The sequence below is a fragment of the Streptomyces sp. TLI_146 genome, assembly GCF_002846415.1.
In the GTDB taxonomy this organism is placed as follows: Bacteria; Actinomycetota; Actinomycetes; order Streptomycetales; family Streptomycetaceae; genus Streptomyces.
In genome coordinates, this window is sequence record NZ_PJMX01000001.1 from 7,854,253 (window position 1) to 7,875,095 (window position 20,843).

Sequence of the window (20,843 nt, forward strand, 5' to 3'; positions counted from 1 at the left end):
GCGCGGGCGCGCCGCCGTTCAAGGACAGGCTCTCAGAGCCGGGGAGCGAGCGCGTCCACCACCACGTCCGCCAGGACGCGGCCCGCCGCGCCGTCCGGGTCGAGATCGGGGTCGTAGATCGTGAGGTTGAAGCCCACGCAGCGCTCCGACCGCACCAACGCCCCCAGGAGTGTGGCGAGTTCGTCGGGCAGCAGGCCACCGGGGTCGGGGCTGTCGACGGCGGGCATCACGCTCGGGTCGAGGACGTCGGCGTCCAGGTGGACCCAGAACCCGTCGAGCGGCGCCGTCTCCAGGGACTGGCGGACCGAGGCGCCGATCTCCGCCGGGCCCCACTGCCTGATCTCGCCGACCGTGGCCGTGGGGATCTTCAGTTCGGCGAACTCCGCCAGGTCCTCGTCGCCGTCCCGCATCCCCAGGATCCGGACGTCCTCGTCGCGTATGTACGGGCGCAGCCCCTCCAGATCGGTCAGGTCGCTCTGGCCGCGCCCGGTGCCCAGGGCCAGTTCCTCGCCGCCGGCCGCGCCGATCCGGTCGGAGTTGCCGGGGTGGCGGAAGTCCGCGGAGCCGTCGATGACCACGATCCCGTACCGGCCGGTGCGGCGCAGCGCCAGCGAGGCGCCGAGCTGGATCGAGCAGTCACCGCCGAGCACGACGGGGAAGTCACCGGCCCGGACGTGGTGTTCGACGCGGTCGGCGAGCTTGCGGGTGTACGAGGCGATGGCGGCCGCGTTGAAGACGCCGTCGCCCTCCTGCCAGTCGCCGCGGTCGTAGCGCGGCGGCACCACCACCCCGCCCTCGTGCGCCCCCAGCCGCCGGACGATACCGAACTCCCGCATCGCACCGGCGAGTTTGTAGCAGCCGGGGACCGTGCCGGGTGCGGGCGGGCGCAGGCCGAGGTTGGACGGGGCATCGATGACCACGAGACGTCTCATGCCCGACATCCTCGCCGGGGGCGGCCCTGTCCTCAACAGGGATTCGCGCGTGCGGGCGGGGGCTTGACCTCGTGTGCGCTCCAACGTGCAGACTCCCGTCCCGACGGCGGCGCGGACGGCCACGGGGCATCGCGCACGCCGGACACATCACAGCGGGAGGGGACCGGAATGAAGCGGCGACAGCTGGGCGGGGCGGACGGGTTCGAGGTCAGCGGGCTGTGCCTGGGAGCGATGGGGTTCGGCACCTGGGTGGATGAGCGAGCCTCGTACGCGATCCTGGACCGCTTCCTGGAAGCGGGCGGGACCTTCGTGGACACCGCCGACTGCTACGCGTTCTGGGTGGACGGCGCCACGGGCGCGGAGAGCGAACTCCTGCTGGGGCGCTGGCTCGCCGACCGTGGTGTACGCGACGAGATGGTGCTCGCCACCAAGGTCGGCGGGCTCGCCACCGGGCCGCTTCAGGAGTGGCCCGGCAACGCCGAGGGGCTCTCGGCCCCGGTGATCCGCAAGCAGGCCGAGGCTAGCCTGCGCCACCTCGGCACCGACCGCATCGACCTCTACTACGCGCACGTCGAGGACCGGACCGTCCCGGTGGAGGAGACCGTGGGCGCCTTCGGCGAGCTGGTGCGGGACGGGAAGGCGCGGGCGCTCGGCTGCAGCAACCTCGCCGCCTGGCGTATCGAGCAGTCGCGGTCCGCCGCGCGGGAGTTGGGGGTGGCCGCCTACGGCGCGGTGCAGCAGCGGCTCACGTATCTGCGCCCCCGGCCGGGCGCCGACGGCGGGGTCAACCCGTTCGCGGGCCCCGAACTGCTCGACTACGTCCGCGACCGCCACGACGAGCTGACGCTGCTCGCCTACTCTCCGCAGCTCGGCGGCGCCTACACCAACCCGGCCAAGCCGCTGCCCGCCGAGTACGACCACCCGGACTCGGCCGCGCGGCTCGCGGTGCTGCGCGCGGTGGCGGACGAACTGGGGGCGACCGTCAACCAGGTGGTCCTCGCCTGGCTGCTGCACAGCGACCCGGCCGCTCTGCCCGTGGTCGGCGCCAGCAGCGTCGCCCAGCTGGACGAGGCGCTGGGGGCGTTGGAGCTCGACCTCGACCCGGAGCTGATGGAGCGTCTGGACGCGGCCGGGGCCTGACGCCCCACCAGTCACCTCGTCGGTGAGGCGGGCCCGGGCGTCAGGACGTCAGGCGCAGGGCCTGGGCGACGTCCGCCGTACGGGCCGAGGACGTGGTCGACTCGTAGCCGCCGCGCATCGAGGCGTCCGGGTCCTTGAGGCCGTTGCCGGTGACCGTGACCACCACGCGCTGCCCGGCGTCGAGGCGGCCCGCGCGGTGCTCGGCGAGCAGCCCCGCGATGCCGGCCGCCGACGCGGGCTCGACGAAGACGCCCTCGTGGCGGGCGACGAGCCGGTACGCGTCGAGGATCTGCTCGTCGGTGACGGCGCCGATCAGGCCGCCGGAGCTGTCGCGCGCGTCGATCGCACCCCGCCACGAGGCGGGGTTGCCGATACGGATCGCGGTGGCCACCGTCTCCGGCTCGGCCACCACCTCGCCGTGCACCAGCGGCGCCGAGCCCGCCGCCTGGAAGCCCCAGAGCCGCGGCCTGGCGGTGGCGAGACCGGCGCCGGCGTACGCGTCGTAGCCCCGCCAGACGGCCGTGATGTTCCCGGCGTTGCCGACCGGCAGGCAGTGGATGTCCGGCGCGTCGCCCAGTGCGTCCACGACCTCGAAGGCGACGGTCTGCTGGCCCGCCAGGCGGTGGTCGTTGACCGAGTTCACCAGCGCGACCGGGTGGTGCTCGGCCAGCTCGCGGGCGATGCGCAGACAGTCGTCGAAGGAGCCGGTCACCTCGACGATCTCGGCGCCGTAGCGGACCGCCTGGGCGAGCTTGCCGAGCGCGATGTGGCCCCGGGGGACCAGGACGGCGGCGCCGATGCCCGCGCGGGCCGCGTACGCGGCGGCCGAGGCGCTGGTGTTGCCGGTCGAGGCGCACACCACCGTGCGCGCGCCCGCCTCGACGGCCTTGCTGACCGCGACCGTCATGCCCCGGTCCTTGAAGGAGCCGGTGGGGTTGGCGCCCTCCACCTTCAGCCACACGTCGCAGCCGGTCAGTGCCGACAGGTGGGCGGCCGGAACGAGCGGCGTGTTGCCCTCGTGCAGCGACACGACGGGGGTGGCGTCCGTGACGGGCAGCCATGCGCGGTAGCCGTCGATGAGGCCGCGCCAGGGGCGGGTCCGTACGGAGGTCGTGGTGATGGCGGAGGAGCGCTCGTCTATGGTCACGAATGTTACTGTAACCCGAGATCTTCAAGAGATGCGAAACAATCGTTTCATCCACGGCGACGGCGGCGGGGAGTGGCATGGCGAACGACGACGAGGTGGCGGCCCGGCTCGGGGCGGTCTATCCGGAGCTGCCGCGCGGGGAACAGGCCATCGTGCGGGTGCTGCTCGACGACTATCCGTTCGCCGCCCTGGGCTCGCTGCGCTCCCTGGCGGACCGGGCGAAGGTCAGCCCGCCGACCGCCTCCCGGCTCTTCGCCCGGCTCGGCTGGTCCGGCTTCGCCGACTTCCAGGCCGCGGTCCGGGCTGAGGGCCGCGAGCACGACCGCTCCCGGCTGCGTGAATTCGTGGCCACCGCCCCCGACGGCCCGCGCCGGGCGGCCGAGCAGCTCACGGCCGGGCTCGACGCCACCATCGCCGCGGCGGGCGAACCCCTGCTCGCCCGGATCGCCGCGCTCCTTTCCCAGGCGCGCGGGGTGTGGGGGATGGGCGGCCCCCTGAGCGAACTCGCCGCCGACTATCTGGTCCGCCAGCTCGCCAGCCTGCGCCCGGGAGTGCGCCGGGTCCCGGACGGGGCGGCCGAGCGCGCCCGGGTACTGCTCGACCTGGGCCCGGGCGATCTGGTCGTGGCGTACGACTTCCGCCGCTACAGCGACACCACCGCACGCTTCGTGCGCGCGGCCCGGGCGCGCGGGACGCGGCTGGTGCTGGTCACCGACGCCTGGGAGTCCCCGCTGGCCGCACAGGCCGAGGTGCTGCTGCGGCTGCCGCGCGACGCGGCGGGCCCCATCGCCCCGCTCACTCATGAGATCGCCGTGACCGAGCTGATCCTCGTCGCGACCGTGCCGCTGCTCACCGAGTCGGCCGGGCGGCTGGAGAACCTCGACGCCCTCACGGCGGAGCTCGGCCAGGACTGACCGGCCCGGCAGCGGGGGCGCGCGGGGGCTCTCCCCTTCGGGCGACGCGCGCAGGGCGCCGGTCTTCGCGCTCTGCCGGGGCGCTCGGGCGGTGCGAGACGGTGGCACGGTCCGATCGCCGTACGGAAGGCTCGTCGATGCCACGAGGTGCGCAGCCGACCACCATGACCCGCACGAGCGCGGAGGCCTCCCCGCCGCACTGCGTGACCCGTGGCCGGGGTTCGGGCGTGGTCGTCCGCAGCGTCGTGGCGTTGCCGGCCGCCCGCCGTTCCCTTCGTGCATCCGGCTGCCGCAGGGGCGGCCGGGAAGTAAGCGCCCTCCCGTACACCGCCGGATCCGCGCGGTGATCCCCGCCCAGGCCTCCCGTCCCGGCAGGGACGTTCGGGTGGTGGTCGTCGGAGCGGGGTTCTCCGGCATCGGCGCCGCCATCCGGCTGCGGCAGGCGGGGTTCCGCGAGGTGGTGGTCCTGGAGAAGGCGTCCCAACTCGGCGGCACCTGGCGGGAGAACACCTATCCGGGCTGCGCCTGCGACGTGCCCTCCACGCTCTACAGCTACTCGTTCGCCCAGGACACCGCCTGGACGAGGGTGTTCGCCGGGCAGCCGGAGATCCACGCCTATCTGCGCACCACGGCCGAGCAGTACGGACTCGGCGAGGTGCTGCGCTGCGGGGTGCGGGTACTGGGGGCCCGCTGGGACCCGGCGGCCGCGCGCTGGCGCCTGGAGACCACCGACGGCTCCTACAGCGCGGCCGTGCTGGTCCTGGCCACCGGCCCGTGGCACGTGCCGCGCCCGCTGGAGGTGCCCGGCGTCGAGGACTTCGCCGGACCGGTGCTGCACACCGCCCGCTGGGACCACGGTGTCGACCTGACCGGCCGCCGCGTGGCCGTGGTCGGCAGCGGCGCCTCCGCCGTCCAGCTCGTGCCCGAGATCGTGTCCCGCGCTGCGGAGGTACGGCTCTTCCAGCGCACCGCCCCCTGGGTGCTGCCCAAGCCCGACCTGCCGGTCCCGGCGGCGCTCAACTGGTGCCTGGATCGCGTGCCCGGCGCCCGAAGAGCCCTGCGCGCCGGGCAGTTCGGCCTCCAGGAGGGCCTGGGCTGCGCCTTCCGCCACCCCGAACTCGCCCGTCTGGTCGAGGCGGGCGCCCGGGCACATCTGCGCCTCGCGGTCCGTGACCGGGCCACCCGCCGGGCGCTCACACCGGACTACCGACTGGGCTGCAAGCGTCTGCTGACCTCCAGCACCTACTACCAGGCCCTGTCCCGGCCGCACGTCCACCTCCACCCCACCGCCGTGGCGGCCGTACGCGAGAAGGAGGTCGTCGGCGCCGACGGCACCGTGGCCGAGGCCGACGTCCTCGTCACGGCCACCGGCTTCCGGGTCGGCGAACTGCCGCTGGCCGAGAGCCTGTACGACGCCGACGGCCGTACGCTGCGAGCGGCCTGGGCCGGTGAACCGCAGGCGTACCTGGGCAGCGGCGTCAGCGGCTTCCCCAACCTCTTCCTGCTCCTGGGCCCGAATCTGCTCGGCGGTTCCACCTCCGCGATCAGCGTCCTCGAAGCCCAGCTGACCTATCTCACCGCCGCCCTCACCCATCTCCGGCGCACCGGGCACACCGCCCTGGACGTCCGGCCCGCCGTGCAGGCCTCGTACAACGCGGCCGTGCAGCGGGCGTTGGCGGGCACCGTGTACAACACGGGCGGCTGTACGAGCTATTACCTCGCGCCCAGCGGGCGCAACACCTTCGCCTGGCCGTGGTCCACCGGGCGGCTGGTGCGGCTGCTGAGCCGCTTCGACCCCGGCGCGTACACCTGGCGGGGCCCGGGTGTCCTCGGGCCGGAACTGCCCGAGCCGGCCGAGGCGTTCTGAGCGGGGGAGAGCCTTCGGCGCGGCGGGGTCAGGGCGTGTCGGTCCGTTCCGCCGCGCGTTCGGCGGCTTCGACCCGCGCGGCGAATTCCTTGGCGGTCAGGCGCCGCAATGCGCCGCCGTGGCGCCGGGCCAGTTCGTCGGCGGGCTCCGGCGACGCCTCGTGGAGGTCGACGACGAGCAGGGCCGTACCGTCCTCGACCCGGCTGCTGAGCATGATCAGGCCCGCGCCGTCCTCGATGAGCTGGCGGTTCTCGGCGGCGTTGGCGAGGGCCGCCCCGGCCGCGCTGCCGAACAGCACGCCGATCGGCCCGCCGAGCAGTCCCACGAGCCCGCCCACCACGCCGCCGCCCACCGTGGGCACCCCGGCGCCGCGCACATGGTTGTCGGGCACGTCGAGCAGGCCCTCCGCGGACCGCTCAAGGACCGCCGCCTGCCGCAGCCCCGGCAGGGAGACGGCTTCCTCGTACGCCGCCCGGCACCGCGACGGATCGGTGAACGAGACCAGCAGCACATGATGAGTGTCCGCCATGGCAGGTGCTCTCCCTTGTCGTGCGATGCGCCGTCCTTGCCGTGCGGTCCGCCGCTCCCGCCCCTCCAGTGGAACGCCCGTTCCCGCACCCCGCCAGGTGGGCACGTCCGTCGGGGAAAAAGGACCGGTCCGGCCGGGCGCGGGTTCGGGTCATTTTTCCTGCCGCCGCCAGGTGACCGAAAAACAATTCAGGAATGCACTATTCGCCGCAAGGGGATTCGGTCACGCTGGCCTGCGGAATTCATGTGTTTCTGGCCAAAGGGCGTTGATGGCTGTCGCACCGAAGAACTCTCCCATACGCTGCGCGAGTTGCTGGAAGAGTTGACGGAATGTCAGCTCGGGTGATCCTCGATCGAGAGGAGAATCATGCGGATCTGGAGAAGGGCCGCCGTGGCCCTGGCGACGCTGGGCGCGCTGTTCCTGGCGGCGCCGACGGCCGGTGCTGTGTCTCCCGCGCCGGACCACGCGCGTACCGGCGTGGCGACGGCGAAGGACGCCGTACGGGCGGCCCCGGACCCCACGCGCGACCTCGCGGCGGCGGCGACGTTCGTCCACCTCGTGAACAACGGGTCGGGGCAGTGTCTGGCGGTCCCCGGCGGCAGCCTCGACCAGGGCACGGGCCTCATCCAATGGCCCTGCGGCACCTGGAACGACCACTACTGGAACCTTGAGCCGTGGACCATCGGCGGGGTCCGCTACTACCGGGTGGTCAACTACAACAGCTACCAGTGCCTGGCCGTGCCCGGCGGCAGCCGGCAGAACGGCGTCCAGGTCATCCAGTGGCCGTGCGGCACCTGGAACGACCACTTCTGGCGGTTCGTTGCCACCGGTGGCGGCACCTACCACGTCGTGAACTACAACAGCGGCCAGTGCCTGGCGGTGGAAGGCGGAAGCCGTAACGCCGGTGCGAAAGCGATCCAATGGCCGTGCGGAACCTGGGCCGACCACTACTGGCGGTAAGGAGTAAATCTGCGAGATGACGACGATGCCTTCCGGCGGCCGGGTGACGCGACCCGACCGCCGGTCGGTCGTCCCGGGTGATTCCGTTTTCACGGCGAACCTTTTCCCTTTCTGAATTTCCCCTTCCGTACGGCTGTGAAGTCGACCCCTACGGCTCTGAAGCAGGCGCCCGGCACTCCCCGCGCTTTCGAGGCTTACGTCCCGTCGGTCACGGAAAGGTACGGCTCGTGCCGACGAACGACGAGAGGGCCAGCGAGTTCGCAGCCGAGCTGCGGCGGCTGAGGAGCCTGCGCGGGATGTCCCTCACCGAGCTCGCCCGCTCGGTCCACTACAGCAAGGGCTACCTCAGCAAGATCGAGAACGGGGGGAAACCCCCGACGCTCGACGTCGCCCGGCGCTGCGACACCGCCCTCGACGCGGGAGGGAGCCTGACGCGGCTCGTACCGAAGACCCCCGCCGGACCGCCCGCCGCCGTCGGTGTCCCCGCGGCCCGTGCCGGCGAGGCCGATCCGGAGGGGGCGCTGTGCCCGTACCGGGGACTCGCCGCCTACGGGCCGCAGGACGCCGAGTGGTTCTTCGGCCGGGACGGCGCCACGGCGGAGCTGGTGGGGCGGCTCGCGGAGCGCGTGGGCCACGGGCCGCTGGCCGTGGTCGCGCCCTCGGGCGCGGGCAAGTCCTCGCTGCTCCAGGCCGGGCTGCTGCCCGCGCTGCGGCGCGGTGCGCTGCCGGTCGCCGGGTCCGCCGCATGGCCCGCCGTGGTGTGCGCGCCGACCGCGCACCCGCTGAAGGAACTGGTGCGCTGCACCGCGGACCTGCTCGGCCGCGCGGGCGACGGCCTCACCCCCGAGGCGCTGGCCGAACGGCCGCGGGCCCTGCTGGACGCGGCCCGCGACGCCCAGGGGCACCCCGGACTCGTGCTCGTGGTCGACCAGTTCGAGGAGGTCTTCACGCTCTGCGCCGACGAGCGCGAGCGCCGCGCCTTCGTCGCCGTCCTGCACACGTTGGCGACCGGCGCCGAGCCGCCGCCGGGAGCCGCGGCCGAGGCGGCCGTCGTCCTGGGCGTGCGCGCCGACTTCTTCGGGCACTGCCTCGACCACCCGGAACTCGCCGAGGCCTTCACGCACGGCCTGTTCGCGCTCGCGCCGATGTCCGACGCCGAGCAGCGCGCCGCCATCGCGGGACCCGCCGAGCGGGCCGGTCTCACCCTGGAGCCGGGCCTGGCCGAACTGCTGCTGCGCGACCTGCGCTCCGGCCCCGCCGCCTCCCCGGGCTCGCTGCCGCTGCTCGGCCACGCCCTCCTCGCGACCTGGCAGCAGCGCGCGGGCCGTACGCTCACGGTCGCGGGGTACGAGACGACCGGCGGCATCCACGGCGCCGTGGCCCGCACCGCCGAGTCCGTGTTCACCCGCCTAGATCCGGCCGAGCGGCGGATGGCGCGCCATCTGCTCGTACGGCTGGTGCAGGTCGGCGAAGGCTCCGCCGCCCAGACCCGCAGACCGCTCGAACGGGCCCTGATCCCCGGCCAGTCGGCCGATCCGCCCGCCGCCGCGCGCGCCCTCGACGCGTTCGTGCGGGCCCGGCTGGTCACCGCGGGCGCCCAGACCGTGGAGATCACCCACGAGGCGCTGCTGCACGCCTGGCCCCGGCTGCACGGCTGGATCGAGAGCGACCGCGCCGCCCTCGTACTGCGCCAGCAGCTCGCGGACGCCGCCGTGGAGTGGGCGCGCGCGGGGCACGACCCCGGACTGCTGTACCGGGGCGCCCGGCTCGACGCGGTGCGCGACTGGGAGCGGCGGCCCGGCAGCGGGGACCGGCTGGGGGAGCGGGAGGCCGCGTTCGTGGCGGCCTGCCTCGCCGAGGAGGAGCGCGGCCTGCGGGCGGCGCGCCGCCACGTCCGGGTCCGCCGCGCCCTGCTCGGCGCGCTCGCCGTGCTGCTCGCCGTCGCCGTCGCGGCGGGCACTGTGGCCTTCCGCCAGCGCTCCGACGCGTACCGGCAGCGCCGCGTCGCCCAGTCGCAGGCCATGGCCGTACGGTCGGAGGCGCTCGCCGAAGGGCGGCCGGAGGCGTCCATGCTGCTCGCGGCCGCCGCCTATCGGTCGGCCGCCACGCCCGAGTCGCGCGGGGCCCTGCTCAGCACCCAGGCCCAGTACTTCGACGGACGGCTGACGGGCCATCAAGGAGCGGTAAACGGCGTGGCGTTCAGCCCCGACGGGCGCCTGCTCGCCTCGGCCGGATCGGACGCCACCGTCCGGATCTGGGACACCGTCCGGCACCGCGAGACGGCCACGCTCACCGGGTACGAAGGACCGGTCACGGCCGTCGCCTTCGCGCCCGACGGCCACCGGCTCGCGACCGCAGGCACCGACGGGTCGGTACGTCTGTGGGACATGCCCTCCCGTCGGATGACCGCGATCCTGACCGGCCACCGGGGAGCCGTACGGTCGGTCGCCTTCGCCCCCGACGGGCGTGGCCTCGTCTCGGGCGGCCTCGACCGCACGGTACGGCTGTGGAGCGTGCCGGACGGCACCCCGCGCGGGGTGCTCACCGGGCACGGCGACGCCGTGATGGCGGTGGCCTACGCCCCCGACGGCCGGACCGTCGCCTCGGCGGGCGCCGACCGTACGGTACGGCTGTGGGGCGCGGCCGACGGGCATCCGGGCGCCGTGCTCAGCGGCCACACCGACCAGGTGCTCGGACTGGCCTTCGCCCCGGACGGCCGCAGCCTGGCGTCCGGCGGGGCCGACCGGACCGTACGCCTGTGGGACACCGCCGACGGGACGGCGCGAGCGGTCCTCACCGGCCACGGCGACGACGTCAACGCCGTGGTCTTCAGCCGCGGCGGGGACACCCTCGCCAGCGCGGGCGGCGACGGCACGGTCCGGCTGTGGGACCCGGTGAAGGGCCGCCTGGCGGCGGTGCTCTCGGGCCACACCGACTATGTGCTGTCCGTCGCGGCGGGCCCCGGCGGCCGCCTCGCGACCGGCGGGTTCGACCAGTCGGTGGTGCTGTGGAACCCGGGCGGTCCGGCGCTGGTCGCCCGGCCGTTCACCGAGGAGTGGCAGTCGGCGTTCTCGCCGGACGGCCGACTGCTCGCCGCCGCGGCGGCGGACCACACGGTCCGGCTGTGGGACGCGGTCCGCCGCCGCCCGCTCCCGCCGCTCACCGGGCACGACGGATCGGTGTTCGCCGTAGCCTTCTCGCCCGACGGCCGTCTGCTGGCCTCGGCGGGCGCCGACCGCACGGTCCGGCTCTGGGACGTGGCCCGGCGCCGACTCCTCACCACGCTGACCGGGCACGACGGTTCGGTGTTCGCGGTGGCGTTCTCCCCGGACGGACGCACCCTGGCGTCCGGGAGCGCCGACCGCACGGTACGGCTGTGGCGCGCCGCCGACGGCGCTGAGCTGGCGGTGCTGCGCGGCCACACGGACTTCGTCAACGCGCTCGCCTTCGGCCCGGACGGGCGCACCCTCGCCACCGGCAGCGACGACCTGACGGTCCGGCTGTGGGACCCGGCCCGGCATGCGGTGCGCACGGTCCTGCGCGGGCACACCGGCTCGGTGCGCGGCGTGGCGTTCTCGCCCGACGGCCGCACCCTGGCCAGCGCCGGCAACGACGGCACGGTCCGCCTCTGGGACCCCCGCCGCGCCGCCACGCTCCGCTCCCTCACCGGACACAGCGGTTCGGTACGGGCGGTGGCCTTCAGCCCGGACGGGACGGTGCTCGCGAGCAGCGGCAGCGACCGGACCGTACGGCTGTGGCAGCCCGCCTCGGGGCGCTTCGTCGCCGCCCTGAGCGGACACGCCGGCGCCGTGTGGGGCGTGGTGTTCGCCCCCGGTCGGCCGGGGACGCTGGCGAGCAGCAGCAATGACGGGACGGTCCGGCTGTGGTCGACGGACCTGCGGGCGCGCGAGGCGGAGGTCTGCCGACTGCTCGGCGACACGGGTCCGCGCCGCTGGGCCGGGCTGCTGCCGGGGTTGCCGTACGTGCGCGTCTGCAACCCAGCTAGTTGACGAGACGTCAGTTCGCGGGGGCGCCCGGGACTGTTTCCCTGGGTGTTTCCCGTTTCACATCCGCATGGGCGACGCCCGCCTCCTCGACACCGGCCACGGGCGGCGGCCAGGCTCGAACCCGTCCCGAGCGGCGGCGGAGGCACCCCCACCTCTTGCGAGGCGATCCCCGCGCCATGGGACGCGTAGGACACGCAGAGCGCGTACGACTCGAACAAGGAGCACGCACACCATGAACGCACTCGACAAGCTCGCCCTGATGGCGGCCGCCACCGTGCTGGCGGCCGGATTCACCGCCGCCGCCCCCGCCGTGGCCGCCGCCCCGGCCAAGCCCGCCAAGCCCGCGGCCGAGTGCGGGGTGCGCTCGGACGGACGGCTGTACTGCGGCAACAAGGCGGGTGCGAAGGGCTACGCGGACCGCTCGTACCGCTCGGCGACCCGGGGCCAGCTGAACGGCACCTTCGGCTGGTTCCAGTGCTGGGGCCACGGCGACCCGCACCCGGGCGGGAACGACATCTGGTACTGGACGCAGCTCGACAACGGCGCCTGGGGCAATGTGCCCGCCGTGGACGTGAACACGGGCCAGGACCCGGCCCCTGGTCTGCGGGAGTGCTGACCGCCGGTACGTGACTCCGCCGCCCGCCGAACCCTCCGGCGGGCGGCGGTCCTGTGCCCGGGGACGAAGACACGCGCTCACGCCCCTTGGAAACTGCGCCGATACGCGTGCGGGCTGGTGCCGACGAGGCGTTTGAAGCGGTCCCGGAACGCGGTGGGGGAGCCGAAGCCGACCTGCGACGCGATGTGGTCGACGGGGTGCGCGGTGGTCTCCAGGAGGTGCTGGGCCCGGCGGATGCGCGCCCGGTGCAGCCATTGCAGCGGGGAGGTGCCGGTCTGCTCGCGAAAGCGCCGGTGCAGGGTGCGCGCGCTCATCCCGGCCCGCGCGGCCAGGTCGTCGAGGGTGAGGTCGGCGCCGGCGTTCTCCTCCATCCAGAGCAGCAGCGGCTCCATCGTCGAGCCGCGCGGGGCGGGCGGATGCTCGGGCACGATGAACTGGGCCTGCCCGCCCTCGCGTTCGAGCGCCATCACCGAAAGCCGCGCCGCGTCGGCCGCCACCGCCGAACCCAGATCGCGGCGGATCATGTGCAGGCACAGATCGAGGCCCGCGGCGGCGCCGGCCGAGGTGAGCAGCTGCCCGCTGTCGACGTAGAGCACGGCCGGGTCCACGTCGACGGCCGGGTGGCGCTCGGCGAACAGCGCGGCGGCGGCCCAGTGCGTGGTGGCCCGGTGGCCGTCGAGCAGACCGGTGGCGGCGAGCACGAAGGCGCCCGTGCAGATGGAGGCGATCCGGGCGCCCCGGGCGGCGGCCTGCCGCACAGCGTCGAGGGCCTCGTCCGGGACGGGGGCGACCGGGTCGGCGCAGCCCGGAAGGACCACCGTGTCCGCCTCGGCCAGCGCGTCCAGACGCCGGGGGGCCCGCAGCGTGAACGCCCCCGCGTCCACCTCCTCGGCGGGCGCGCACACCTGGACGCGGTAGGCGGGGCGCCCGTCCGGCAGCCGGGTGCGCTGGAACACGTCGATGGGCGTGGACAGGTCGAAGGGGATGACTCCGTCGAGGGCTAGGACGGCCACGGTGTGCATGGCTCAACCATAGAAGAGTGCCCGGATCGGGGTCCGGGGCCTTCGATCGTTGCATCATCAACCGCTTTCGGCATAAGAATTCGCGGTTTTCGGCCAGAAAGACCGACGGATGTGCGGTCAACTTTGCGATTCGCGGGCAGATGTTCCATCATCGTGATCGCGCGTCAGTTCTCGGCGCGCTTCGAGGTGTCAGGGGCACGGGGAATCCCCTGTACGCCGAACGATCCCGCAGGCGGCGAGCGCATGGCCTCGCCCTGCCGCGGTGACTCCCGACCGACTCCGTTCACCTAGGCAAAGGCCGCATGTCCGCCCAGCAGCTTTCGGACCTCATCCGGTTCGCCCGTCACAACTCACCCTTCTACCAAGAGCTTTACGCGTCCCTGCCGCCGGACGCCGACCGCCTCACCGACCTGCCGGTCGTGGACCAGCAGCGGTTCTGGGCGGCCAACACCCTCGACGGCAACCGCGTTCTGACCGGCCCCCTCAGCGAGGCGACCGTCTACAAGACCGGCGGCACCACCGGGGCGCCCAAGTTCTCCGTCTACACCCGCGACGAGTGGCGCACCTTCGTGACCGCCTTCGGCCAGGGCCTGGTGGACACCGGCCTGCGCCCGGGCCACCGCGTCGCCGACCTCTTCTACGCGGGCGAGCTCTACGCCAGCTTCCTGTTCATCCTCGACTCGCTCGCCCACGCTCCCGTGGACAACGTACGGCTGCCCATCGGCGGCGCCGCGCCGCTGGAGTCGACGGTGCCCACCCTGCGCGACTTCGCGGCGCAGGTCGTGGCGGGCACGTCCACCACGCTGTGCCGCCTCGCCGAGCACATCCTCGCGGCCGGCCTGCGGCTCGACGCGGTGGAGCTGGTCCTCTTCGGCGGCGAGGCCCTCTTCGACGACCAGCGGCGACTGCTCGCCGCCGCGTTCCCCAACGCGGCGATCCGGTCGGTCGGTTACGCCAGCGTCGACGCGGGGCTGCTCGGCCGCCCCGTGCCGGGCCCCGACCCCCGGGTGCACCGCGCCTTCACCCCGGAGTCGATCGTCGAGATCCTCGACGACACCACGGGCGAGCCCATCACCGAGCCGGGCCGTCCCGGCCGGGTCGTGGTGACCAGCCTCTTCCGCAGACTGATGCCCGTCATCCGCTACCCCGCGGGCGACCGCGCCGAATGGACCGACACCGACCTCGGTCATTTCCGCATCCTCGGCCGGGCCGAAGAGGGCGTCCGGGTGGGGCCGGTGTCGCTGTACTCGCAGGACGCCCAGGACGCCGTCGCCGAGGCGGACACCGAGGGCCGCATCGTCGGGATGCAGCTGGTCGTCCGCCGCTGGGACGGCCGCGACGGGCTGGTGCTGCGGCTCGCCACCGCCCCGGGCGACGACGACCCGGCCGCGCTCGAACCGCTCGCCAAGGCCGTCGTCACCGAGCTGGAGAGCGCCCGGCCGCTGTATCCGGACAGTGTGAGCGCCGGATTCGTACATCCGCTCAGAGTCGAGTGGGCGGGCCACCGCGACCTCGCCGTCAACCCGCGCTCGGGCAAGCTCGTCCGCGTCCTGGACGAGAGGCCGACCGCATGAGCACCACCCTCGTGGACGAGGGCCGCCGCCGGCCGCTCGTCCTGCGCAACCGCGCCTTCGGCGCCGTGTGGCTGAGCCAGGTCCTGACCCAGGCCGCCGTCCGGATGTTCCAGGTCGGCGTCTCGTGGTGGCTGGTGGCCTACGCGGTCGACGGCGGCCGGGGGCTTGCCTCCGGCCTCTTCATGGCCGTCAGCACCCTGCCCGCCGTGGCCCTCGCCCCGGTGGTGGCCCGCGTCGTGGCCCGCACCGCCCACCGCTCGGTGCTGCGCACGGCCGCCGCGGTGGCCGGGGCCGTCGCCGTCGCCCTCGCCGTCTGGGCGTGGACGAGCGGTCTGCCGCTGCCCGCCGTCTACGCCGCGACCCTCGCGCTCGCCACCTGCCAGGCCTTCTTCGACCCCTGTCTGACCACCTCGGTGCCCGAACTCGTCGACGACGAGGACATCGAGGCGGCCACCGGCTTCGAGCTGTCCACCCAGTCCCTGGCCGGTCTCGGCGGGGCGCTGCTCGGCGCGGTGACCGTCGACCGCGCGGGCGTGGCCGGTCTCGGCGCGGGCTGTGGGGCCGCCTATCTCGCCGCGGCGCTCCTCGTCGCGAGCGTCCGCTTCCGTACCGCACCCGGCGCCGACGGCGAGGCCGACGCGGCCGCCGCGCCCGAGCGGCGCACGCTGCGCGACATCCTCGGCGGACTCCCGTACGTACGGCGGATCCTGATCTGCTTCACCGCGGCCAACCTCTTCACCACGGCCGTCTTCGTCGTCATCCCCCTCTACACCCGGACCGTCCTCGCCGACGGCGGCTCCACCGTGGCCCTCCTGGAGGCGTCCCTGGGGTGCGGCACGCTCATCGGCTCGTTCACCGGCGCCCGGGTGCCGGGCCGGCCCACCGTCGCGGGCGCCTGGTGCCTGGCGCTGATGGCGTTCGCCCTCGCGCTGCCGGGGCTCGTCGCGGGGCGGCTGGTCTTCGCGGGGTGCCTGGTCGTCGCCGGCTGGTGCGTGGGGGTGATCGGCGTGCGGTTCGTGGCCCTGTTCCAGCGGCTGGTGCCCGCCGCCGACAAGCCCGGCTTCTTCGCGGTGATGCAGGCGGTCCTGGGTGCCTCCTTCCCGGTGGCCTCGCTGCTGTTCGGCCTCGCGGGGGACCACCTCTCGGCGCAGACGCTGTGCCTGGTCCAGGCCGCCGGTCTGCTGCCCGCCGCCGCTGCCCTGGCTCTGCTGGGCTCGCCCAACTCCCCGATGGAGCAGGCGAGTTCGGCAGACCGCGCCCCCGAGCCCGTCGGGAGCGAACGATGAGCGCCCGTGTCGCACCGGCCACCGGCGCCGACATCGCCGAGCTGCGCCAGCTCTACTACGCCGTCTACGGGCCCCACTACCCGGCCGGACTCGGCACCGACCCGGCCGAGATGGCCCGGCTCATCCAGGACCCCGACTCCCTGTGGCTGGTGGCCCGCTGCCCCGACACCGGAGCCCTGGCCGCCTCCGCCGCCATCCACGGCGAGCCGGGCAGCCGGATCGGCCGCCTCGAAGGCCTCGCCGTCCACCCCGACCACCGCTCCGGCGGCCTGGCCGCCACGCTGACCGAGGCGCTGTGCGCGGGGATGCTGGACAGCGGGCGCCTGGACTCGGTGTACGCGACGGTCCGCACGGTCAGCGCCGGACCCCAGCGCGTCGTCGCCCGCAACGGCTTCCGCCCGCTGGGCGTCCTGCCCAACGCCGTGGATCTCAGCAGCCGTGAAAGCCTCGCACTCTACGCGCGTCACTCGGCCGGTGTGCTGGAGCGCCGCGTGCCGGTCACCGAGGTGCCCGCGCCGCTGCTCCCGCTCCTGAAGGCCGTGGAGAGCTGTCTGGGCGTCAGTTACGGCGACGTCCGCGCCACCGGTCCGCTCCCGGCGGCCGGGCGCGGACCCGCCGAGCGCCTGGAGATGATCGAGGCACCCGCCTTCGTACGCCGCCGCTTCCGCGAGCGCTTCCCCGACGCGGGCGGCTGGTTCTACCCGCTGCACACGCCCAACGTGCTGCTCACCCCCGACGACGGCCGGTTCGAGGTCTACGCGTACTTCAACCGCACCGGCGGCTACTGCTCGCTCCTGACCGCCCACCCCGACCCCGCCGCCGCGGCCGCCCACCTCGAACCCGTCACCCGGGCCCTGACCCGGGCCGGGGCGGGCTATGTGGAGGCGCTGGTGCCGCTCGCGCACCACCAGGCGCTCTCGGCGTTCCTGGCCCAGGGGTTCGTCGCGGGCGCGCTCTACCCGGCGATGCGCGCGGACGGCGACGGCTTCCACGACTACGTGGTGCTCTCGCGCACCACCGAGCAGATCGACTTCCGCGGCGTCGTCGTCGAGCCGCCCCTCCAGCCCTATCTGGACTGCTATCTGTCGGCCTGGGCGTCGACCTACCTGCCCACCCTAGAGGTTGCCTCATGAACCCCCATCTCGCCCCGGTCGGCGTCCCCGACCCCGCCCTCCTGCCCCGTGTGCAGGAACTGTGCGACCTGACCGACCCGTACGCCTGCGGGCCCGCCGAGGACGAGCTGTTCGCCGCGGCCATGGCGGAGATCAACGCCTGGCACGCCGACCGCTCCCCGTTCTTCCGCTCGCTGTACGAGGCGGCGCCGCCCGCCGAGCCGTACCGCGCCCCGCTGGTGCACGCCAACTTCTTCAAGCGCCACGAAGTGCTGTCCATCCCGCGCGAGGACGTCGACCTGCACCTGACCTCGTCGGGCACCACCGGCCAGAAGTCGCAGATGTTCTTCGACAACTGGACCATCCGCTCGGCCCAGCGCATGGTCGCCCGCATCTTCGAGCGCAACGGCTGGATCACCCCCGACCAGGAGGTCAACTACCTCCTCTACAGCTACGAACCGGCCCCCGCCCTCAACCTCGGCACGGCCTTCACCGACAACTACCTCTGCGACTTCGCCCCGGCGCGCACGGTCGAGTACGCGCTGCGCAACACCGGGAACGGCCACGAGTTCGACCCGTTCGGCTGCGTCGCCGCACTGCGCCGCTTCGAGAGCGACGGCGCCCCGGTCCGCATCCTCGGCTTCCCCGCCTTCCTCTACTTCACCCTGGAGCGGATGCGCGCGATGGGACTGCCGCCTCTGCGGCTTCCCGAGGGCTCCCTGGTCGTCCTCGGCGGCGGCTGGAAGGGCCACGCCGACCAGCGCATCGGCAAGGACGAGCTGTACGCCCGCGTCACCGAGCAGCTCGGCATCCCCGGCGACCGCATCCGCGACACCTTCGGATCCGTGGAGCACTGCATCCCGTACATCGAGTGCGACCACCACCGGCTGCACGCCCCCGTCTGGTCGCGGGTCGCCATCCTCTCCACGAGCACCCTGGAGCCGCTGCCGTACGGCGAGACCGGCTATCTGCACCTCGTCTCCCCGTACATCACCTCCGTACCGGCGCAGAGCGTCGTCATGGGCGACCTCGCCTCGCTGCACCCGGGCGAGGAGTGCGGGTGCGAGCTGGGCACCGACTGGTTCACCGTGCACGGGCGCGCCGGAGTGAGCCGCAACAAGAGCTGCGCGGTGGCCGCCGCCGAACTGATGAAGGGCATGTCGTGACCGTGCAGACCATGGACCGGGCAGACGAACACCACTACTGGCAGGGCGCGTTCATCGGCGACGAGGAGGCCGGGCGGCGCCTGGCCGAGCTGCCCGCCGCCGTCGAGGAGGCGCTCGCGAGCCCGCTGGAGACCGAGACGGTCCTCGCCGCCTGCGACGCGCTCGCCACGGCCCTGCGCGACGAGCGGCATCCGGTACGGGAGCGGCTCGCGCGGCACCTGCCCGAGGGCGAGGACCCCGCCGTCCTCGGCGAGCTGGGCACCTACCTCAGCCGGACCGAGCTGACCCGCAAGCTGCGCCGCGAACTCGGCGGGACCGCCCCGGGACGGCTGAACCGGCCCGACGCCCGCGAGACGGTCTACGAGGCCTGGGCACCCGTCGGCCTGGTCGCCCACATCGCCCCGGGCAACGCGGCCACCGTCGCCCCGCTCAGCATCGTCGAGGGCCTGCTCGCGGGGAACGTCAACATCCTCAAGACCAGCGGCGCCGACACCCTGCTCACCCAGCACCTGCTGGCCGAGCTCGTCGCGCTCGACCCCACCGGCGCGCTGGCCGCCCGCGTCATCGTGCTGCGCTTCTCCTCCTCCCGCAAGGAGTGGCTGGAGCTGATGTGCGCGCCCGCCGACGCGGTCGCGGTGTGGGGCGGCGAGAGCGCCGTCGAAGGGGTCGCCGCCCATGTGCCGCCCGGCTGCCGCCTGGTGGAGTGGGGGCACCGCATCTCCTTCGCCTACCTCACCCGCGACGCCTGGGCCGAGCCCGCGACGCTGGAGGCGCTGGCGGCCGACGTGTGCCTGTACGAGCAGCAGGCCTGCTCCAGCCCCCAGGTGGTCTACCTCGACACCGAGGACGAGCGGGACGTCTTCGCGTTCGCCGAGCGCTTCGCCGACGTCCTGGCGGCCCGGCCCGCCGCCGTGCCCGCGCCCGGCGGTCCCGACCTCGCGGCGCAGGCCGAGCTGACCACCACCGAGCTGGTGGCCCGCCTTGAGGAACACCTCGGCCTGACCCGGGTGTTCGCCGCCGCCGACGGCTCCTGGCGGGTCATGGCCGACACCCGGTCCGCCCTCACCGCCTCTCCGCTGCACCGCAGCGTGTGGGTCAAGCCGCTGCCGCGCAAGAAGCTGATCGGCGCCCTGCGCCCGATGCGCCGGTATCTGCAGACGGCCGGTATCGCGGCGAGCCCCACCGACACCGCCGAGCTCTCCCGCGCCGCCTTCGCCGCGGGCGTCACCCGGGTCACCCCGGTCGGCGCGATGCTGAGCGGCTACTCGGGCGAGCCGCACGACGGTGTGTACGCGCTCCAGCGCTACAGCCGCCGCGTCGCGGTCCAGGCCGACGCCCGCTTCGCCACCACCGCCTGCCTGGACGACCTGGCCCGGCCGGTCCTCCTGCCGCCGCCCAGCGGCCCGCTGACCGGCAAGGAGGAGGTCCAGGAGCTCAACCGCCATGTCACCAGGGCCGACGCCGAGCTGTACTTCCGCAGCGGCGGCAGCACCGGCGACCCGGCGCTCTCGCTGTTCAGCTACGACGACTACGACACCCAGATGCACGCCGCCGCCCGCGGTCTGCTCGCCGCGGGCTACGACCCGCTGGCGGACCGCACCGCCAACCTCTTCTACTGCGGCGGCATGTACGGCAGCTTCATCAGCTTCTTTTCCATCCTGGAGCGCCTGGGCGGCGTCCAACTGCCGCTCGCGGCAGGCCCCGACCACCGGGCCACCGCGCAGGCGCTGATCGCCCACAAGGCGGACACCCTCTTCGGTATGCCCTCCTACCTGTGGCAACTGCTGCACGAGGAGGCGGACGCCCTGCGCGAGTACGGCGGCATCCGCAAGGTGTTCTACGGCGGGGAGCACTTCACCGACGCCCAGCGGCGCACCCTGCGGGACACCTTCGGCATCGAGGTCGTCCGCTCCATCACGTACGGCAGCACCGACCTCGGCCCGCTCGGCTACCAGTGCGCCGAGAGCACCGGCGGCGTCCACCACCTCCACGCCGACCTGCACACCATGGAGATACTCGACCTCGCCGCCGACCGGCCGGTGGCGCCGGGGGAGACGGGCCGTCTGGTCTTCACCACGCACGCCCGGCGGGGCCAGCACCTGGGGCGTTACGTGATCGGCGACCTCGGGCGCGCGGTCGAGGGCCGCTGCCCCTGCGGCAGCCACGCACCCCGCTTCGAGCTGCGCGGCAGGACCGGGGACGTGATGCGGGTGGCCACGTACTTCCTCAACCACCGCCGCTTCGCGGCCATCGCGCAGGAACGCGGCTCCTACAGCGGCGAACTCCAGACCGTCCTCACCCGGCAGGACACCCGCGAGCGGCTCACCGTCCGCGTGGAGCGCTCCGGCGCGGCCGACCCCGAGCTGCTGCGCGAGGCCTTCCTGGCCGACTACCCCGAGCTGCGCTCGGCCGTGACCGAGCGGCTGCTCGACCTCGCGGTGGAGGCGGTCGACGGCGCGTCCCTGGACCGCAGCCCCACCAGCGGCAAGCTGCGCTCGGTGGTGGACCTGCGCGGATAGCCTCCGCCAGTCCCCCTGTCGGCCCGGGCGCGCGCTGCCCGGGCCCACAGGG

Annotated in this window: 15 protein-coding genes; 11 read left to right on the forward strand and 4 right to left on the reverse strand. The window is 74.1% G+C overall.

Annotation, left to right across the window (positions count from 1 at the left end; all coding sequences use genetic code 11):
- Positions 1 to 32 precede the first annotated feature (32 nt).
- Complete coding sequence (locus BX283_RS34920) at positions 33 to 932, reverse strand: arginase family protein (protein ID WP_101391395.1); 900 nt, start codon at positions 930 to 932, stop codon at positions 33 to 35.
- A 168-nt stretch (positions 933 to 1,100) separates the two neighbouring features.
- On the opposite strand from BX283_RS34920, the gene BX283_RS34925 reads away from it, so the two are divergent.
- Positions 1,101 to 2,072, forward strand: a complete 972-nt coding sequence (locus BX283_RS34925) for an aldo/keto reductase (RefSeq protein WP_101391396.1) — start codon at positions 1,101 to 1,103, stop codon at positions 2,070 to 2,072.
- A gap of 40 nt (positions 2,073 to 2,112) precedes the next feature.
- Here the strand turns inward: BX283_RS34925 and thrC are convergent, their stop codons facing one another.
- Positions 2,113 to 3,213 (reverse strand): threonine synthase, encoded by a 1,101-nt coding sequence (gene thrC / locus BX283_RS34930; protein ID WP_257584440.1) that lies wholly within the window; start codon positions 3,211 to 3,213, stop codon positions 2,113 to 2,115.
- Positions 3,214 to 3,296: 83 nt separating this feature from the next.
- Here thrC and BX283_RS34935 point away from each other — a divergent pair, with 83 nt between their 5' ends.
- Entirely contained in the window at positions 3,297 to 4,133 is an 837-nt protein-coding gene (locus BX283_RS34935; protein WP_101391398.1) for a MurR/RpiR family transcriptional regulator, read from the forward strand.
- A 385-nt stretch (positions 4,134 to 4,518) separates the two neighbouring features.
- On the forward strand, positions 4,519 to 6,000 hold the full coding sequence (locus tag BX283_RS34940) for an NAD(P)/FAD-dependent oxidoreductase (RefSeq protein WP_257584076.1): 1,482 nt from the start codon (positions 4,519 to 4,521) through the stop codon (positions 5,998 to 6,000).
- 28 nt (positions 6,001 to 6,028) lie between these two features.
- Here the strand turns inward: BX283_RS34940 and BX283_RS34945 are convergent, their stop codons facing one another.
- Positions 6,029 to 6,529, reverse strand: a complete 501-nt coding sequence (locus BX283_RS34945; RefSeq protein ID WP_101391400.1) for a histidine kinase — start codon at positions 6,527 to 6,529, stop codon at positions 6,029 to 6,031.
- A 366-nt stretch (positions 6,530 to 6,895) separates the two neighbouring features.
- Here BX283_RS34945 and BX283_RS34950 point away from each other — a divergent pair, with 366 nt between their 5' ends.
- The 3 genes from BX283_RS34950 to BX283_RS34960 all read left to right on the forward strand — a co-directional run bounded on the left by BX283_RS34950 (position 6,896) and on the right by BX283_RS34960 (position 12,112).
- Positions 6,896 to 7,489 (forward strand): RICIN domain-containing protein, encoded by a 594-nt coding sequence (locus BX283_RS34950; RefSeq protein WP_101391401.1) that lies wholly within the window; start codon positions 6,896 to 6,898, stop codon positions 7,487 to 7,489.
- Between the two features lie 227 nt (positions 7,490 to 7,716).
- Positions 7,717 to 11,499, forward strand: coding sequence for a helix-turn-helix domain-containing protein (locus tag BX283_RS34955; protein ID WP_257584077.1), 3,783 nt, complete (start codon positions 7,717 to 7,719; stop codon positions 11,497 to 11,499).
- Positions 11,500 to 11,728: 229 nt separating this feature from the next.
- Positions 11,729 to 12,112, forward strand: coding sequence for a hypothetical protein (locus tag BX283_RS34960; RefSeq protein WP_101391402.1), 384 nt, complete (start codon positions 11,729 to 11,731; stop codon positions 12,110 to 12,112).
- Positions 12,113 to 12,189: 77 nt separating this feature from the next.
- Here BX283_RS34960 and BX283_RS34965 read toward each other — a convergent pair whose 3' ends face one another.
- Entirely contained in the window at positions 12,190 to 13,134 is a 945-nt protein-coding gene (locus BX283_RS34965; RefSeq protein WP_101391403.1) for a GlxA family transcriptional regulator, read from the reverse strand.
- 302 nt (positions 13,135 to 13,436) lie between these two features.
- Between BX283_RS34965 and BX283_RS34970 the strand changes: the two genes are divergently transcribed.
- From BX283_RS34970 to BX283_RS34990, 5 genes are read left to right on the forward strand one after another with little or no spacing between them, the layout of a single operon-like run.
- Positions 13,437 to 14,708, forward strand: coding sequence for a phenylacetate--CoA ligase family protein (locus tag BX283_RS34970; RefSeq protein WP_101391404.1), 1,272 nt, complete (start codon positions 13,437 to 13,439; stop codon positions 14,706 to 14,708).
- Positions 14,705 to 15,994, forward strand: coding sequence for an MFS transporter (locus tag BX283_RS34975; protein ID WP_101391405.1), 1,290 nt, complete (start codon positions 14,705 to 14,707; stop codon positions 15,992 to 15,994). The genes BX283_RS34970 and BX283_RS34975 overlap by 4 nt, the downstream gene beginning before the upstream one ends.
- Positions 15,991 to 17,127 carry a GNAT family N-acetyltransferase gene (locus tag BX283_RS34980; RefSeq protein WP_180357345.1) on the forward strand — a complete coding sequence of 379 codons (1,137 nt, stop codon included), beginning with the start codon at positions 15,991 to 15,993 and terminating at the stop codon, positions 17,125 to 17,127. The genes BX283_RS34975 and BX283_RS34980 overlap by 4 nt, the downstream gene beginning before the upstream one ends.
- Positions 17,124 to 18,272, forward strand: a complete 1,149-nt coding sequence (locus tag BX283_RS34985; RefSeq protein WP_101391406.1) for an acyl-protein synthase — start codon at positions 17,124 to 17,126, stop codon at positions 18,270 to 18,272. Before BX283_RS34980 ends, BX283_RS34985 begins: the two co-directional genes overlap by 4 nt.
- A complete protein-coding gene (locus BX283_RS34990; RefSeq protein ID WP_257584078.1) occupies positions 18,269 to 20,791 on the forward strand; it encodes an acyl-CoA reductase in 2,523 nt (840 codons plus the stop codon). Before BX283_RS34985 ends, BX283_RS34990 begins: the two co-directional genes overlap by 4 nt.
- Positions 20,792 to 20,843 lie beyond the last annotated feature (52 nt).